The following is a 16,694-nucleotide window of genomic DNA, read 5'->3' as shown; positions in this document are numbered from 1 at the left end:
TCATGCCTTAGCGGAAAGAAATATAAATATCAGGAAATACCACTTTATTCACCACCCTCCGCCGCGTGCGTTAAACGCGGTTATTTTTGGGAATAATATGTGTACAAGTTCACTGCACAAATTCATTATATCTCCTATAGGGCAAATTATCAATTAATTTTTACCTATAGATAAAAATTAATTTTATCTATAGGTAAAAATCATGAAGGAGGGTAGTCATGGAACTTGACTATATTCAAATAGGGCAACGTCTTAAAATAATAAGAGGCAAAATTTCTTTGACTTCCTTCGGTGACCAATTTGGCTATAGTTACAGCTATGTAAGAAGTTGTGAGCATGGGAAAAAGCCAAGCTTAGAATATCTCCATGCAATCGTTGATTTTTTTGGTATTTCAATGAATTGGCTTATTTATGGACTAGGACCTCGAAGTTATTACGATTGCCAAGAAATGCAAAAAGTCGAGACCATATTTGACCCCGACTTAAAGCGTATGTTCGGCATATTAAAAGAACTCATGGAAAGCGGCGACCAGAATTTACGCGGCTGGGCAATTATCCAATTTGAAGAGGCTTTTAAAAAACAATGTGCAGCTGCAGAAGAAAAAAAACAGGATGCATAATCCTAATGGCGAACCTAATAGGCGAGAGGTTGCCGCCCGCCTGGGAATTGTCGTCATTAAATGTTTTTATATATTGCTGCGGCAATACATAACCATCTCGCTTTCTATATCAGTTTCTTTTTTATTGTAATGCTAAATTCAAACCATTTTCAAAGATTTTTCTTATTACTGTATAATATGTATATTAATACGTATTCTTGTTATATTTATTAACAGGGATTACCTTAAAAAGTTCGCCACTATCTAAACAAACTAAACCGCTTTAAACCTTTATACTATAAGGATTAGCGGCTTTTTTTATCTTAGTTCGCCACTAGTTCGCCACCTAAATCTACCCAAAGTCTAAAAGCGCCGCCAATTTTATCCGTCAAAATACCTTTTAAACCAGTATTTAAGGGAGTTTAAAGGCTGTCTATAACATGTCCTTTAATCGCGGACAAAATTGTCTCAAATGTTTTTTATCCTTGGTTTTTTCCAAAACTACTTGCGGACGGCGGCGCGCGTAAAAAATCCCGGCGGCCCGCATGAAATCAGGCATAACCGGGTACGTGCAAAGAAGTGCAGTTTTCCAGAACTACTTGCGGGTTTATAGCAAGTGATTACTTTTATTCTCGGTTCGATTTTCCCTTTAGCGGGCAATTTTATTTATTTAACAAAATATAGTCCGTATGGACTTGATTTGAGTCCTTTTATTATTGCATTGATGAATCCCTTATATGCTTGGGGATTGTTCCGGTTTCGTCTATTTGACATCATTCCGATTGCCCGTGACAAAGTCTTTGAGGGAATGGCTGAAGGAGTTATGGTATTAGATAGTCAAAATCGATTGCTGGACTATAATCCGGCGGCACGTGATATTTTCCCGGAATTATCAGACGCTTCGATCGGAAAAACCGTGTATCGGGTTATACAAAACGAGACCTTTAATCACCAGGTTCTGTCAGATGTCATTGAATTTGAAATAAAGCTGTCATTAAAAAATGCCGCTGCCCAGTATTTTCAATCGCGAATATCAAATGTAACGGACAGAAAAGGCCAAATGGTAGGAAAAACGATTGTTTTAAATAATATAACAGAAAAAGTAATCCTGCTGGAAAAATTGAATAAGCTGGCGACCATTGATGAACTAACCCAAATTTATAATCGAAGGCATTTTATGCACTTGTGCCGCCAGGAAATGAGTTTGGCCCGTAAAATGAACCAAAAGCTTGCCATTATCATAATGGATCTAGACTTTTTTAAGCAGATAAACGACAAATACGGGCATGCCGCCGGGGATGCGGTACTGCACACTAGGCTCAGCGTAGTAAAAATATTCTTGATAGCACCAGCTTTTTAGGCCGATACGGCGGGGAAGAATTTTCTGTTTGCTTACAGGCTGTTACTGCGGAAGAAGCGTATGCTGTCGCTGAAAAGATACGCCGCATGATCGCAAAGACCAACGTGCCGTTTGCAGATAGGTTAATATCGGTTACAGCAAGCTTTGGTGTAGCCGTGACTGAATTTTTGTCCCCAGACGACGACTTAGACTGTTTGCTGAAAAAAGCTGACGAGGCTTTATATAAAGCAAAAGCCGCAGGCCGAAACTGTGTCGTTTTGAGCTTGCCTCAAATGGAATGTGCCTGCACATCGAAGTAGGGCTTCCCTTCAAAGCTTCCAATATAGCATTTTTGTTCGCTGAACGGCATCATGCCGACAGGAATTTTGAAGAAAGTTCCACTGGTCAAAAACCACGGAAGCTGTTCGTGGCTTTGTATCCGAGCGGCTGGCTGCTCTGGCGTTTACACTTACGCTTTATGGAAATCTAGAGCAGGGAGATTAAATTTGTCTGTCAGCATTCTGATAAATAATTGGGAAGCACGTGAAATATATGCACCTTTCTGAACAGAAACACACAATGTCCAGTAAGGTGTATATTTTTCATCTATGTAATAATAGTCTGGATAATAATCGCTGGAAGATATCTGTAAATACTGACGAGGGATAAAAGTCACACCAATGTCTTCACAGGCCAGACGTCTTGCTGTTTCGTAACTCTTAGTTGTCAGAGCAATTATTGGATCTATTCCGGCCTTCTGTAATATCATATGGGCAACCTGCCCGATTTTTTGTTCGCGAGTTATCATCACAAACGGTTCTCTTTTGAATAAAGTAAGGTCGATGGAAAAATATTCTAATCCGTTAACTGGCACAGCATGTTGCCGCAAGGGATGATTTTTTTTAGTTACCAGCATTAACGGATCTTTAAATAAAGGATAAATAACCGTGTTCGGATTGCTTACCTGCTCATTAAACGGAAAGGTATGCATGATCGCAAAGTCAATTTCTCCCGAGTGCAATGCCCTATCTAATTCTGTCGAGTTTTTTTCTGTGATAAATACATCAATATTGGGGCACTTCCGTTTAAATGCCGGTAGGACAAGTGGCAAAACATAAGTTGCCAGATATACGGTAATACCAATGGTAATCTTCCCTTTTTTTAAATTATTAATATCACTAATTTCAATTTCAAAATCATTATAGATTTTTAAAATTTCTTTAGCGATTTGATAATACCGCTCACCTGCAAAAGTTGGTAAAAGCCCGTTATTCGTTCGTTTAAACAATTTAATTCCCAGATTAGCTTCTATTTTTTGAATACAAATGCTAAGAGATGGCTGCGTTAAAAATAGTTTATGTGCAGCTTTAGAAATGCTTTTTTCATCGGCAACTGTTTTCACATATAATAATTCACGTTCAGTCATAATCGCTTGTTCACCCCCTCTTTGCAAAAAGGCATTATTAAAAAAATTTATATGGGCTATTAATAACTAAGTATTTGTTTATAGCATGGCTTCATTATATACTAAAAAAAAGAGAATAACAAAAATATTCACAATTTGTAAAATATTATTCGATTCTCAAAAATCTATTATTTTGTGAAAGAAGGATGAAAATGCTCAAATTATATAATACCGGGGTATATCTGCTTAATGGAAAAGAAGTTATCTGTGATGACCAGTATGCCATTGCATCCATTAAAGATAAAACTGGCAAAGAAATTACTAAAAACGAAGCTCGAAAAGGAACTATTGCTTATTCTATTATTCAAAAACATAATACTTCTGCTGACGAAAACAAATTACAATTAAAATTTGATACGTTAACCTCTCATGATATTACCTATGTAGGTATAATTCAAACTGCCAGAGCAAGCGGACTTATGGAATTTCCGATACCATATGTGTTAACAAACTGTCATAATAGTTTGTGCGCCGTAGGAGGTACTATCAATGAAGATGATCATATGTTTGCCCTTTCGGCAGCTAAAAAATATGGCGGAATTTACGTACCGCCAAATCTTGCCGTTATTCACTCTTACAACAGAGAAATGATGAGCAGATGCGGACGTATGATTCTCGGCTCGGACAGCCATACCCGCTATGGCGCTTTGGGTACTATGGGTGTAGGAGAAGGCGGCGGGGAACTTGCCAAGCAATTGCTCGAACAAACTTATGACCTTCCCAATCCGGAAGTCATTGGCATTTATCTCACTGGTAAGCCCCAGCCTGGCGTCGGTCCTCAGGATGTCGCCCTAAGCATTGTCGGTAAAGTATACAAAAACGGTTTTGTAAAAAATAAAGTAATGGAATTCATTGGCGATGGTGTTGCCAATCTTGATGTCGAATACCGCAACGGCATTGATGTTATGACAACAGAAACCACCTGCTGGAGTTCGATCTGGTGCACCGATGAAAAAGTTAAAGAATATTACAGCATACATGGAAGATTGGAAGATTACTCCCAATTGGCACCGCAAAGCATTGCCTACTATGACGGTCTTGTCTATGTTGACCTTGCTGCCATAAAACCAACCATTGCTATGCCATTCCATCCTAGCAATATATATACCATTGAAGAATTAAAAGCCAATCCATTAGATATCATGCATAAAGTGCAGGAAGAAGCCAAAGAACGGTTTGATAATCCCAATCTCACTTTTGACCTTGTCAGCAAGGTCAAAAATGGTGAAATCTATGCGGATCAAGGGATTGTGGCCGGATGTTCCGGCGGAACCTATGACAATGTTGTTGCAATTGCCAATATCCTTGAAGGCCAAAGCATCGGTAATGGAACTTTCTCCATGAGTGTCTATCCCGGCAGCCAGCCAGCCTATCTTGAACTGATAAAAAATGGTTCTGTCGCTGCGTTAATGAATGCAGGCGTTATTATTCGCGAGTCCTTCTGCGGCCCCTGCTTTGGTGCAGGAGATACACCCGCTACTCAGGAGTTCTCTATCCGTCATACGACTCGGAACTTTCCTAACCGCGAAGGATCAAAACCAACTGAAGGACAAATTTCATATGTAGCGCTGATGGATGCTCGTTCTATTGCTGCAACAGCCAGAAACGGCGGTAAACTGACAGCGGCCACAGAAATAGATGTAGCATATCATAAACCCCTATACGCTTTCAACAAAAGCATCTATGAAAAACGTGTTTTCAATAATTTTGGCAAAGCCGACTTCCAAAGTGAACTCAAATTGGGCCCTAATATTAAGGATTGGCCGAAAATTCAGCCGCTCACTAATGATTTGCTGCTCAAGGTTGTAAGCTATATTACCGATTCAGTAACTACAACCGACGAACTGATTCCTTCCGGCGAAACCTCTTCGTTCCGTTCTAACCCCTTGCGTCTGGCAGAATTTACATTAAGCCGAAAAGATCCAACGTATGTGGAAAAAGCCAAAGCCATACAGCAATATGAACTGCAAAGAGAAAATGGCAGCGATCCATGTTTACTGTCGGATGAACTTAAAAAAGTTTACGATAAAATTAAAACCATCGCTGGCTTTAAAAATATTAATCCATCAAAAGTAGGTATTGGCAGTACAATTTTTGCTAACAAGCCTGGAGATGGTTCAGCCAGAGAACAAGCTGCATCCTGCCAAAGAGTGCTTGGCGCTTGGGCAAACTTAGCCAAAGAATATGCTACCAAACGTTACCGTTCCAATCTTATCAATTGGGGGATGATTCCTTTCTTGCTCTCGGATAAGCCGGCATTTAATAAGGATGACTTTATTTTTATCCCTAATTTAAAAAATTCTATTTTAAATGACACTAGGGAAATTAAGGCCTATGTCATTGGAAGGGGTGTTACTGAATTTACCATTTTTGTTGGCGATCTTACAGATGATGAAAAAAATATTATTGTTGCCGGCTGTCTGATTAACTATAATCGAGAGAAAAAGGCTAAAGAAGGAGATTATCAAATCAAATAAACGGTAGACGAGGGGGGTCATTTTATGCTAATTGTAATCGGCTGTATAGTGGTTTTGGGGACTATCTACTTATTAATTAAGCGTTATGAATCACGCTTGGTATTATTCGGTTCAGGCATGTTATTAGCTGTTATTGCCGGCCATCCGTTAGCTGGATTCGATGCATTTTCCAAAGCTATGACGCAAAGTAAGCTCTTTGAATCCATTATTTCTGTTATGGGGTTTGCTATGGTTATGAAACTAACCGGATGTGATAAGCACCTCATCCACCTTTTGGTTGGCGGACTGAAAAAAGCCGGACCGCTGCTCATCCCCGGAGCAACATTAGTCACCTTTTTTATTAATACCTCCATTACAAGTTCCGCTGGCTGTTCTGCAGCCGTCGGTTCCGTGTTAATCCCGCTACTGATAGCAGCAGGTATTCATCCAGCAATCGCCGGTGCGGCAATATATGCGGGAACCTATGGGGCCATGTTTAATCCCGGTTATGCGCAGGTAGCCATTATTGTCGATGTTGCACACTCAACACCAATGGAAGTTGTTAGCAATCACTTTTTCCCTCTCCTGGCTTCAGGCCTAATTGGTGCCTTCAGTTTGCTTATAATTGCTTATTTGCGTAAAGAAAACAAAGGATATGAATCGGCGGAAGCTAAAGAGATGGCAAATCCAGACTTCAAAGTAAGTCTTATTCGCGCGGTAATTCCTATCCTTCCTGTAGCAATTTTGGTGTTAGGCAATATGAATATAATTCCTGCCTTTAAATCTTTGCAAATTTCTCATGCAATGATTATTGGTGCATTTTGCGCCTTTCTTGTAACCAGAGTTAGTCCTCAAAAAATTTCCAAGGAATTTTGGCAGGGTGCCGGTGATTCCTTTGGGCATGTATTTGGTATTATCATTTGCGCCCTCGTTTTTGTCGGCGGCATGAATGCCATTGGTTTAATTAAATCGTTAACGAATTTCATGATAGCCTATCCTGCAATGGCTAAAATAAGTTCCGCTTTCGGTCCTTTCATTCTAGGTATTATGAGTGGTTCAGGCGATGCAGCGGCAGTTGCCTTTAATAATGCTGTTACGATTAACGCTGCTCAGTTCGGTATAGCACCTATGGATATGGGAAGTGTGGCCGCCATTTGCGGAGCGCTGGGCCGCACAATGTCTCCAGTCGCCGGAGGATTGATTATCTGTGCTGGGTTAGCGGGTACTTCCCCCATGGAAGTTGCCAAACGTAATGCTCCTGGCATGTTCGTTGCCACAATTGTAACCATGGTAATGCTTTTATACAAATAGCACATCTTTTCTAGCGTTAATTTTCTAATGGTTTTGCCTTGAAGCTATTTCTCTAAAAGATATGTACAACCAAATTTTATTTGAAAGGGGTATAAGTATGGAAAATGATAGTCGTAAAATACAACTTTTAAAGGGTACTATTGATACTCACATTCATACCAATCCTGATGTTCGTCTTCGCCGTTTAAATGACATCGAATTAGCCAAAGAGGCATTGCGTGTCGGAGCGCGTGCCATTGTTATCAAATCACATTTAGTACCGACAATGGACAGAGCATCTATTGCCGAATATGTAACACCTGGCATCAGCGTATTTGGCGGTATTACCTTAAATTCTTATGTAGGTGGATATAATCCTGCAGCAGTAAATACCGCAATAAAAATGGGGGCAAAAATTGTTTGGCTGCCAACGTCGGATTCTGCTCATGAAAAAAAAATACAAGGTAAAAGTAATGGTATTGTTTCGGTTGTTGACAATAAGGTAGTTCCAGAGCTCATTACTATATTAAAAATAATTGCTGAAAACAATGTAATATTAGCTACAGGCCATCTATCATCGGAAGAAATCTTAGTAGTTGTTGATACTGCTAAAAATTTAGGCGTACATAAAATTATTGTGAATCATCCCGAATGGTGGTCCATTTCGATGTCCATTCCACAGCAGAGGGAACTGGCTAAATATGGAGTATATTTTGAAAGGTGTTATGCCACTAGAGCTCCCGGTCAGAACTATCAGAAAAACTTTAAAACTAATCTTGAGGCAATTACCCAAGTCGGCTATGAATCAACCATATTGGCAACTGACGGTGGACAAACAGAAAATCCCATGTGGAGCGATGCTTTAGCAGAAAGTATCCAATTCTTGCTTGATTCCGGTATTTCGCAAGCTGTACTTGACAAAATGACGAAAGAGCATGCCGCTAAGCTTCTAGATTTATAAATCTCTAAATCTTAAGTATATACCGTAAAATTACTCTAAGAAAAGGAGAATTATTATGATTAGTTTCATTGTAGTAATGGCAATTGCAATTGCCATTGCTCTCGGTTATAAAACCAAAATCAATACCGGGCTTTTTGCCATTTGTTTTGCTTATATCATTGGATGCTTTTTGCTAGATTTAAAATCGAGTGCAGTCGTTGCCATGTGGCCAATAAGTATTTTTTTCGTTATTTTTGCCGTATCACTGTTTTACAATTTTGCACTCGTTAACGGCACTTTGGAAAAGCTTTCAGCTACCCTTTTATATAGTTGCCGTAAATTTCCTCAAATGCTGCCTTTCGCTATTTTCATTGCTGCTGCCCTCATTGCCGGTCTTGGCGCAGGCTTCTTTACCGTAATGGCCTTTATGGCTCCCATCACCATGATGCTGTGTGAAAAAACCGGTTTAAATAAATTGGTAGGAGCGGTAGCCGTAAACTACGGAGCACTTGGCGGGGCTAACTTTATGACAAGTCAAAGCGGCATAATCTTCAAAAGCCTAATTGAAGCATCCGGCTACACAGAACCGTCCCTTGTTTATACAACAACTATTTTCATAACTACGATGGTTATCCCCATTCTTGTAATTTCCTTCTTCATGTTAGTGACTAATAGTACTAAGGTACTCAGCAAGAATTTTAACATTGAAAAACCGCCCGCTTTTGATGCGAAACAAAAGACAACCTTATATCTTATTATGCTGATGATAGTCATTGTCTTGGCGGCACCAATTATGCATATGCTGTTACCTGCTAATAAAGCTATTACCTTTATCAATTCCAAGATGGATATTGGTTTGATTGCCTGCATAATGGCAGTTATAGCACTCTTACTGAAACTCGGTGATGAAAAGCAGGTTGTTGCCAAAGTACCTTGGGGAACCTTGATTATGATCTGCGGTGTAGGCATGCTTATTTCTGTCGCCATAAAAGCCGGAACGATTAAGATACTTGCTGGCTGGATCGGTTCTAATATGCCTATTTTCTTAGTGCCAATGGCATTATGTGTTGTTGGCGGCATTATGTCCTTTTTCAGCAGTACTCTTGGTGTTGTGTGCCCGGCGCTTTTCCCCATTATCCCCTCTATTGTGGAAGCCACTGGTCTTAACCCGATGCTCCTCTTTACCTGCGTAGTTATTGGTGCTCAAGCAACTGCCATTTCTCCCTTCTCATCCGGGGGCAGTCTAACATTAGGAGGATGTAGCAACGAAGAAGACAGGAACCGTTTATTCCCTAAACTAATATTCCTAGCCGTTCCTACATGTCTTATAGCATCCACTATAATCAGTTTTATACTTTCCCTAATTATGAAATAAATATTGTTTAGATAAAAAAATGCCTGTAGTCAAAATGATGCCCACTTATCAAAATATAAAACGAGGTAAACGAATATGACTGATAAAATTAAAATGAATACTCCATTAGTTGAACTCGATGGCGATGAGATGACCAGAATTATCTGGAAAATGATTAAAGATATCTTGCTGAAACCATATATAGAATTAAAGACCGAATATTATGATCTTGGTTTAGAGTATAGAGATCAAACCGATGACAAAATTACAGAAACTGCCGCTCTGGCTATTAAAAAATACGGAGTTGGTGTCAAATGTGCTACTATTACACCTAATGCTGAACGGGTTCAAGAATATAACCTCAAACAAATGTGGAAGAGCCCTAACGCTACCATTAGATCCATTCTCGACGGAACCGTATTTAGAACATCGATCATCGTCGACAGCATAAAGCCTTTCGTAAAGACCTGGAAAAAACCGATTACTATCGCCCGACATGCTTACGGAGAATGAAGTAAATAAACGTCTGGTAAGAGTGCTGTAATTTATATAAACAAAAACGGGAGGAAATAGTATGAGTGAGTGGAATCCTACACAATATTTAAAGTTTGAAAATGAACGAACGCAACCATCAATTGATTTAGTTACTCGTATTGATATTGATTCGCCGCAAAAAATTATTGATATTGGCTGTGGTCCGGGGAATAGTACCCGGATTTTAGCCGAAAGGTTTCCTAATGCATATATCCTTGGTATTGATAAGTCCTCAGATATGATTGAAACGGCAAAAAAAAATTACCCTAATCTTGATTTTAAAATTTGTGATGTAAGTACCGATTTGTCAATAATCGATAATGATTTTGATATTATTTTTTCAAATGCTTGTATTCAGTGGATACCTAATCATAATCAACTTTTAAGGAATATGATTAAGTTATTGAAAACAGGTGGCGTACTTGCCGTACAAACCCCAATGAATTATCAATCACCCATTCATCAAATCATCCGAGAGATCTCAACGAACGAAAAATGGAAACCGAAATTCGGCAATCCTCGAATTTTTTATAATTTGACCCAGAACGAATATTTTGATTTGCTTTCAGAGATTTCAGCAAATTTTTCCATGTGGGAAACCACCTATTATCACAGGTTAACATCTCATATGGATATTCTCGAATGGTATCGAGGTACAGGATTAAGACCCTATTTAAATGCTTTATCAGATGAATTGAAAAAAGCTTTTGAGCAAGACATTTTTAACAGAGTTATAAAAGAATATCCTCTGCAACGGAATGGAAATATTATTTTTAGATTTCCCAGATTATTCTTCATTGCTACAGCACAGGAAAGGCCAAAAGAGTCGAACTACTAGTAGCAAAGGATAACTCCTACCGCCGTAGTCAAAATAATTTATCCCGCTCCTAGCCGCTGGCTGTTGCAGGGATTTTTGTGCATTTGGCTTATAAAAAAAAGTAAACTTTTGCACGTTTTTGCAGGAATATATCAAAATTTAGCGAAAATAACATTAAAATCTAATAACGGGCAAACCTATTGAAAAACAGGGGCGCAAAGCCATGGGTCTACGGATGGTTTAAATCTATGACTGCCAGGTTGCATTAACGGTGCAATCTGGCAATTTTTATTGTATTGGGTGGTGCAGTGATGACCAGTGCAGATGATAATAAAGAACTGAGCGAAAAAGAAATAGAAGAATTGATCGCTCAATTACCTCAAATTATAGAAAAATTAGAACGAGAGGTAGCCCAGACGACAAAAAGTTAATGCCGATGGCACCATACTGTATATCTGTTCTCTAATTTTATTTATTAATGTAAGGCAGTATTCCTCTCGATAATTATAAATGAATGATAAAATCGTAACCTTGGGGAGGATCTATATGGATAATGACAGTAAGCTTCCACAAACAAATGAGGCCATTTTAGCGGCATTTAAAATTGCTCTTCCTTACTTTAATCAAATTGTTCGTGAGGATATGGCTGTTGGATTAACGGATTTAAAAGAATACCTAGCCTATTATCGTGCCAAAGAATTCGAACTGGATTTGCCTGCAGGTACGCCAATTCAAGGGATAAAAGTTGTCGAAGAATGTATTCGTACCGGTAAAAATACATTTGATGATGTTCCGCGAGAAGTATACGGCCGACCAATTAAAACAATTTTTACGCCAATCTATGGAGTGAATCGAGAAATTATCGGAACGTTAAGTTCTGGCATTGATTTAAATAGCAGCCATCAATTAGTAGAAAGCGTTAAAAATTTAGCCGATTCTACCAAACAAGCGGCGGAAAGTGTTGAACAAGTTGCAAAGAGTGCCTCTGAGTTGGCGGCCGCCGGTCAAAAAGCGATAGAGGTATCACAAGAACTGACAAATAAATATCGCCTTACAGCGGAAGCCCTAGACTTTATTAAGAATATAGCTTTGCAAACCAATTTATTAGGCTTAAATGCCGCTATTGAGGCCGCCCGTGCGGGAGAAGAAGGACGAGGATTTGCTGTAGTTGCTGATGAAGTAAGAAAACTTGCCGAACAATCACAGGAATCGGCAAAGAAAATTCAGGATATTCTACAAGAAATGAATCAGGCTGTTTCGGAGATTCACAAATCGATCGAAGTAACCGGCGCAATTAGTGAAGAACAGGCAGCAACTACTCAGGAGATATCTTCTAACTTAGATTATATAACTAAAAACGCTAAGAACTTAGAAAAATATGTAGCGCGTTATAAATAAATATCCAGCAGCAGTGTGTCTCCGCCTGTCGTGTGCCAGGCTCTGTAAAAATTATCCCCTATCCGGCCGGGTAGGGGTTTTGGCGTTATATGGAGATCCGTTTGAGTAATTTCAAGTTTCTTCGTCCTCAAGATGCGTTTCGGTATATTTGACTGGAAGGTCAACTGATCCGGAACGTTTCAATTCTTGGCGCACTGTTTCCTGTTTGTCAGCGGGAAGCTTTGGAACGGCTTGATTGATTTGCAGCCATTCGCTATGTTTATCAGTCATATAGCACCTCCATCTTACTACTTATATTTAGTATGCCCAAGATATATACGAAAAATCTTTATGCGCTTTTATCTTGGTCTTCACTTACTACTGTCTCTTTCAGACTTTTTGCTTTCGCATGTCAGCCTAGTCGGGAATCCCGCTATTTTCCGCAAAGAGAACCCGAACGGTAATGCCTGCTCTTCTATTGGCTACGATCTCTATCCTTCCCTGATGTCTTGCCACAATACTGCGGCTGGCGGCAAGTCCTAATCCACTGCTGCCGGTCTTTGTCGTATAAAAAGGATTAAAAATTTTTCCCATTTCTTCTGGCGGTATACCACTGCCTTCATCCCGAACAAACAGCACCACCCTGCCATGCTCATAGGCGGTTCCGACTGTTAACCGACCATGAGCAGGCATCGCTTCAATCCCATTGTAAACCAGATTCATTACCAAATGTTTGATCTCTGCCGCATTGAAAGCAATCATTGGCAGTCTGTCACTAAGAAACATTTCCGTCACCATATTATTGCGATGCGCATACATCTGAACCGCAGGATAAATCTGCTGCAGCAGGCAGTTTAGATTTTGTCTGGTTCTGTCGGTTTCTTTGTCACACGCCAGTAATATAAAATTAATCAGCAGTGTTTCCATTCGTTCTACTTCTTGAAATAACAGCCGCCGGGTTTCCCGCCGGCATGTTGCCGGTTTATTTTTAAAAAATTGCAGATATCCTTTGATGACGGTAAACGGATTTTGAATCTCCTGAATCACCCCAATAGCAATTTGACCAATTTCATCTGGGGATAGAATTGGAGCGCTTGGACTCACAGCTTCGCTTTGCTCCATAGCTTTTACCCCGGGTATAAAGACAACATTTCCTGAACATTCCGCCAACCCAATTCTCCCCCTTTGCGAACAAACGTTTCGGTGTCTTACTGACACTTTTCGCTATGAATTCTATAATTCCTGCTTATTTGAGTCTTACAGACACAAATAATTGAACTAATTTCCTAATCACGCTATCGTAAGAATGAGGAGTGTGGTTTATGGAAACTCTGGGAGATAAAATTAAGCAACTGCGAAATAAATTAACACAAGAAGAATTGGCAGCCATGCTTCAAGTAGATCGTTCGACCCTGGCTTCCTGGGAAGTCAACCGCCGCGAACCGGATATCGCAACACTATGCCGCCTGGCAGATTTTTTCAAAGTAAGTGTTGATTGGCTGGTCGGATATGAGCCAGATAAAGAATATACTGCCACCCACCCCAACCTATTTCATGAAACTCCGGTTGATTATCAAAAAAAGGACGGCGTCTGGCAAAAAGTTATTTCTGTGGCGCAAAAATATGAATTCGAGCCGGACACGGTATGTCAAATTCTCGAGATGCAGGGAAAAATAATGTTGTCTTTGAAAAAGGCTGGAAATAACAATATTTCATAATTGTTATTTCCAGCCTTTTTCAACAGTCGAAAATCTTACACCGCAATGTGCTGTTCTATGCACTCGCCAAGGAAAAATGCTTGTTGGCCATCTGCACTAAAGAATACGGTTCCAGGCCGTTACTAAACAAGTCGGCTACAATTTTTCCGTCCAGCCGTCGATTGCTCACCATACTCCGCATAATTTTTTCCACTTGAGAAGCCTCTAACAATGTTCGATAGGGCCTATTTTCAGTAAGAGCGGTAAACACATCAGCTACCGCCACAATCCGGGATCCCAGCTTTAACGATTCTTCCTTCACCCGGAAGGGATAGCCTGTCCCGTCCAGTGTCTCATGATGAAACGCCGCCCATTCGGCAATCACTTCAAAACCGTCAATCTGTTCCAAAATTCGATAAGTATAATAGGTATGCTGCTTAATAATAGCAAATTCCCTTTCCGTCAGTTTATCCGGCTTTTCCAGAATCGCCTTGGGAATAGACAGCTTGCCTAGATCATGCAGCAATCCGGCGATACGCATGGTCTTGACTTCTTCGGTGCTGTAGCCTTTCTGCCGGGCCAGATATTCCGCCGCAATGGAAACCGTCCGGGAATGGCTGGCGGTGAACCGGCTGGTATTGTCGATAATGGTAGCAAAAATTTCGGCGATATTGACAACATCGTCAATCGTCAGCCGTATTCGTCCATAAGCATCCATATTACGGAAAAAATTTTGAAAGTACTGGGGATTGGTAAGATCCAGCCAAAAGCTTTCCTGCTGAGAGAAATCATGGAGTGCCCGCACCAGCTCCGGATCAAAATACGTACCGCTATAATTACGGATTGCCGCTAGAATAATAGGGCGCTGCTCAAAGATAGGCTGTCCATCCCGCAATAAAATTTCCACCCGGTCAGCTATATTAATCATCCGGCTGAGCAAGGGAATTTTCTTGCCAGCAAGTTCGGCGGCACCGGAACCGTCCCAGCATTCGTGATGATAACGAATTGGCTCAGCCAGTATGCCAAATTGCACCGAGCCTTTCAACAGCTGATAGCCGGCCTCGGCATGCCTGCATAGCTCCCGGGAATACTCAAGTCCCTGAATTTTTCTTTTTTCCGTCCAATTAGATGCCGCCCCCAAATCATGGAGCAGCGCCGCATACACCAGAATCTGCCGCTGCAGCGGTTCGAGCTGTATCTGCTCCGCGATACGGTTGGCAATCATAGCCGTCCGCCAGTGATGCCTTGACAAGCCGCCTGTCGATAATTCCAAAGCCAGCGACAATGCTCTTATTAGATTGATGGGATGAATATTATATACCATCGTTTCTCCCCCCGGTCAATATAGACCCACTTGTTTCCACGATAAAGGAACCCGGCAGCCGCCAAAAAAGCGCGGTCCCGGCCGCCAAGGCTTTCCGCAGGGCCTGATCGCGCAGCCGGAAGCAGACGTGATAATTCCTCATGTACTGACCATACATCTGTAAAAATCCATACCCCGGTGAACACCGCTGTTCACCTAGTTAATCCATTATATATGCTATTATATGTTACCCCGCGCGGTTCGGTCAAATGAGTTCCCGGCAAAGCCATGCAGCGGAAAACTGAACCGGAATGGTTTTGCTATTTTAGGGAAGGATATCTTACGTTACTTATAGAACTATTTATTTGAGAAAACTGTCAACTACTATAAAAAGATTTAGCGAGCAAAAAAGCGGCAGCAGAACGGAGAGCGAAATGGTTGTTTACACGGCGTAATTTTCTTAAAATGTGCATGAGTTCGCTGCTGGCTGCCAGCGGACTGGAGATTACCGCACCGCTGCTGCTTAGCAGAAGTGCGGCCAGCCAAAAAATTCCCATTTTATTATATCATCGGGTAGGTTATACGACAGATCAGCTTACGGTTACTCCGGAACGATTCAGCAATGACTTAGCTTTACTGGCTGATTACGGCTATCAGGCCATTTCCCTGCGCCAGTTTCAAACCTTTTTGCTGGGAAACGATGCCGATCTGCCGGAACAGCCGGTATTGATCACTCTGGACGACGGGTATAGCGACAATTATGAGAATGCCTTTCCTATCCTGCAAAATTTTGGCATATCGGCAACTTTCTTTATCATTACCGGTTTATTGTGGACTCCCGGACGGTTAACCCCGGAGCAGCTTCGGGAAATGGCCGGCAGCGGCATGTGCTTTGGTTCGCATACAGTTACCCATCGTCCGTTAGCCACTCTTTCCTCGCAGGAAGCAGAGGAAGAACTAAACAGTTCCCGCTCTACTTTAGAAAGCATTTTAGGAACACCCGTGGATACCATTGCCTATCCCTGCGGCAGCTACAATGACACGATCATCCAAATCGCTCAGAATAACGGCTATCATGAAGGCTTGACAGTACGGAACGGAACTTGTTCCACAAACTCCCCCCTGTTTGAGCTGCGGCGTATACCGGTATTCCGTTATGACAGCGGCATCCTTTCTGTAATCGCCAGCCGCAGTTAACCGTTCTGCCTTATTTTACAGAAAGTCCCGGCTGCGGACTGTTGACAAAGGCGGCGTTCATTGCTATAATACATACTATGTCGGGCACGGAGGGGTGTCCGAGCGGTTTAAGGAGCTGGTCTTGAAAACCAGTGTTCCCGCAAGGGACCGTGGGTTCGAATCCCACCCCCTCCGCCATACGTTCATAAGAAGTTTCATTACGGAGTGGTACTCAAGCGGCTGAAGAGGACGGTTTGCTAAATCGTTAGAGGGAGCAATCCCTGCCAGGGTTCAAATCCCTGCCACTCCGCCATTTATAAGAGATGAAAGGACTTTGGAAATTATTC

Annotated in this window: 15 protein-coding genes, 2 tRNA genes, 1 pseudogene and 1 riboswitch; of the genes and pseudogenes, 13 read left to right on the top strand and 5 right to left on the bottom strand. The window is 41.1% G+C overall.

Features of this window, described 5'->3' with window-relative positions; translation table 11 throughout:
- The first annotated feature begins 218 nt into the window (after positions 1–218).
- The gene (locus ABFC84_06080; GenBank protein MEN6412320.1) at positions 219–620 is read left to right on the top strand and encodes a helix-turn-helix transcriptional regulator; all 402 of its coding nucleotides are present in this window, start codon (positions 219–221) and stop codon (positions 618–620) included.
- Between the two features lie 595 nt (positions 621–1,215).
- Positions 1,216–1,959 (top strand): diguanylate cyclase, encoded by a 744-nt coding sequence (locus tag ABFC84_06075; protein MEN6412319.1) that lies wholly within the window; start codon positions 1,216–1,218, stop codon positions 1,957–1,959.
- Positions 1,960–2,407: 448 nt separating this feature from the next.
- Here the strand turns inward: ABFC84_06075 and ABFC84_06070 are convergent, their stop codons facing one another.
- Positions 2,408–3,364 carry a LysR family transcriptional regulator gene (locus ABFC84_06070; protein ID MEN6412318.1) on the bottom strand — a complete coding sequence of 319 codons (957 nt, stop codon included), beginning with the start codon at positions 3,362–3,364 and terminating at the stop codon, positions 2,408–2,410.
- 191 nt (positions 3,365–3,555) lie between these two features.
- Between ABFC84_06070 and ABFC84_06065 the strand changes: the two genes are divergently transcribed.
- The 7 genes and pseudogenes from ABFC84_06065 to ABFC84_06035 all read left to right on the top strand — a co-directional run bounded on the left by ABFC84_06065 (position 3,556) and on the right by ABFC84_06035 (position 12,192).
- Positions 3,556–5,880 (top strand): hydratase, encoded by a 2,325-nt coding sequence (locus ABFC84_06065; GenBank protein ID MEN6412317.1) that lies wholly within the window; start codon positions 3,556–3,558, stop codon positions 5,878–5,880.
- A 48-nt stretch (positions 5,881–5,928) separates the two neighbouring features.
- On the top strand, positions 5,929–7,170 hold the full coding sequence (gene dcuC / locus ABFC84_06060) for a C4-dicarboxylate transporter DcuC (protein ID MEN6412316.1): 1,242 nt from the start codon (positions 5,929–5,931) through the stop codon (positions 7,168–7,170).
- Positions 7,171–7,267: 97 nt separating this feature from the next.
- A complete protein-coding gene (locus tag ABFC84_06055; protein MEN6412315.1) occupies positions 7,268–8,110 on the top strand; it encodes a DUF6282 family protein in 843 nt (280 codons plus the stop codon).
- Between the two features lie 55 nt (positions 8,111–8,165).
- Positions 8,166–9,464, top strand: coding sequence for an SLC13 family permease (locus ABFC84_06050; protein MEN6412314.1), 1,299 nt, complete (start codon positions 8,166–8,168; stop codon positions 9,462–9,464).
- Between the two features lie 75 nt (positions 9,465–9,539).
- A pseudogene (locus ABFC84_06045) lies at positions 9,540–9,953 on the top strand (isocitrate/isopropylmalate family dehydrogenase).
- A 64-nt stretch (positions 9,954–10,017) separates the two neighbouring features.
- Entirely contained in the window at positions 10,018–10,815 is a 798-nt protein-coding gene (locus tag ABFC84_06040) for a methyltransferase domain-containing protein (protein ID MEN6412313.1), read from the top strand.
- 159 nt (positions 10,816–10,974) lie between these two features.
- Positions 10,975–11,062: riboswitch (cyclic di-GMP riboswitch) on the top strand.
- A 278-nt stretch (positions 11,063–11,340) separates the two neighbouring features.
- Complete coding sequence (locus tag ABFC84_06035) at positions 11,341–12,192, top strand: methyl-accepting chemotaxis protein (GenBank protein ID MEN6412312.1); 852 nt, start codon at positions 11,341–11,343, stop codon at positions 12,190–12,192.
- Between the two features lie 111 nt (positions 12,193–12,303).
- On the opposite strand, the gene ABFC84_06030 is transcribed toward ABFC84_06035, so the two are convergent.
- Together ABFC84_06030 and ABFC84_06025 are read right to left on the bottom strand one after the other, a co-directional pair.
- Positions 12,304–12,462, bottom strand: coding sequence for a hypothetical protein (locus ABFC84_06030; GenBank protein MEN6412311.1), 159 nt, complete (start codon positions 12,460–12,462; stop codon positions 12,304–12,306).
- A 126-nt stretch (positions 12,463–12,588) separates the two neighbouring features.
- Positions 12,589–13,341: an ATP-binding protein gene (locus ABFC84_06025; protein ID MEN6412310.1), complete on the bottom strand. Its 753-nt coding sequence runs from the start codon at positions 13,339–13,341 to the stop codon at positions 12,589–12,591.
- A 152-nt stretch (positions 13,342–13,493) separates the two neighbouring features.
- On the opposite strand from ABFC84_06025, the gene ABFC84_06020 reads away from it, so the two are divergent.
- Positions 13,494–13,889: a helix-turn-helix transcriptional regulator gene (locus tag ABFC84_06020; protein MEN6412309.1), complete on the top strand. Its 396-nt coding sequence runs from the start codon at positions 13,494–13,496 to the stop codon at positions 13,887–13,889.
- A gap of 55 nt (positions 13,890–13,944) precedes the next feature.
- Here the strand turns inward: ABFC84_06020 and ABFC84_06015 are convergent, their stop codons facing one another.
- Both ABFC84_06015 and ABFC84_06010 read right to left on the bottom strand, forming a co-directional pair.
- On the bottom strand, positions 13,945–15,192 hold the full coding sequence (locus ABFC84_06015) for an HD domain-containing phosphohydrolase (GenBank protein ID MEN6412308.1): 1,248 nt from the start codon (positions 15,190–15,192) through the stop codon (positions 13,945–13,947).
- On the bottom strand, positions 15,182–15,334 hold the full coding sequence (locus ABFC84_06010) for a hypothetical protein (GenBank protein ID MEN6412307.1): 153 nt from the start codon (positions 15,332–15,334) through the stop codon (positions 15,182–15,184). The genes ABFC84_06015 and ABFC84_06010 overlap by 11 nt, the downstream gene beginning before the upstream one ends.
- A 308-nt stretch (positions 15,335–15,642) precedes the next feature.
- Here ABFC84_06010 and ABFC84_06005 point away from each other — a divergent pair, with 308 nt between their 5' ends.
- From ABFC84_06005 to ABFC84_05995, 3 genes are all read left to right on the top strand, one after another.
- Positions 15,643–16,368 (top strand): polysaccharide deacetylase family protein, encoded by a 726-nt coding sequence (locus tag ABFC84_06005; GenBank protein ID MEN6412306.1) that lies wholly within the window; start codon positions 15,643–15,645, stop codon positions 16,366–16,368.
- An 88-nt stretch (positions 16,369–16,456) separates the two neighbouring features.
- Positions 16,457–16,545: transfer RNA gene (locus tag ABFC84_06000), tRNA-Ser, on the top strand.
- Positions 16,546–16,569: 24 nt separating this feature from the next.
- A tRNA-Ser gene (locus ABFC84_05995) sits at positions 16,570–16,660 on the top strand.
- Positions 16,661–16,694 lie beyond the last annotated feature (34 nt).

The organism is Veillonellales bacterium (assembly GCA_039680175.1).
Taxonomy (GTDB): domain Bacteria; phylum Bacillota; class Negativicutes; order JAAYSF01; family JAAYSF01; genus JBDKTO01.
The sequence above is the reverse complement of the archived record's forward strand: the minus strand, read 5'-3'. Positions and strand labels throughout refer to the sequence as shown.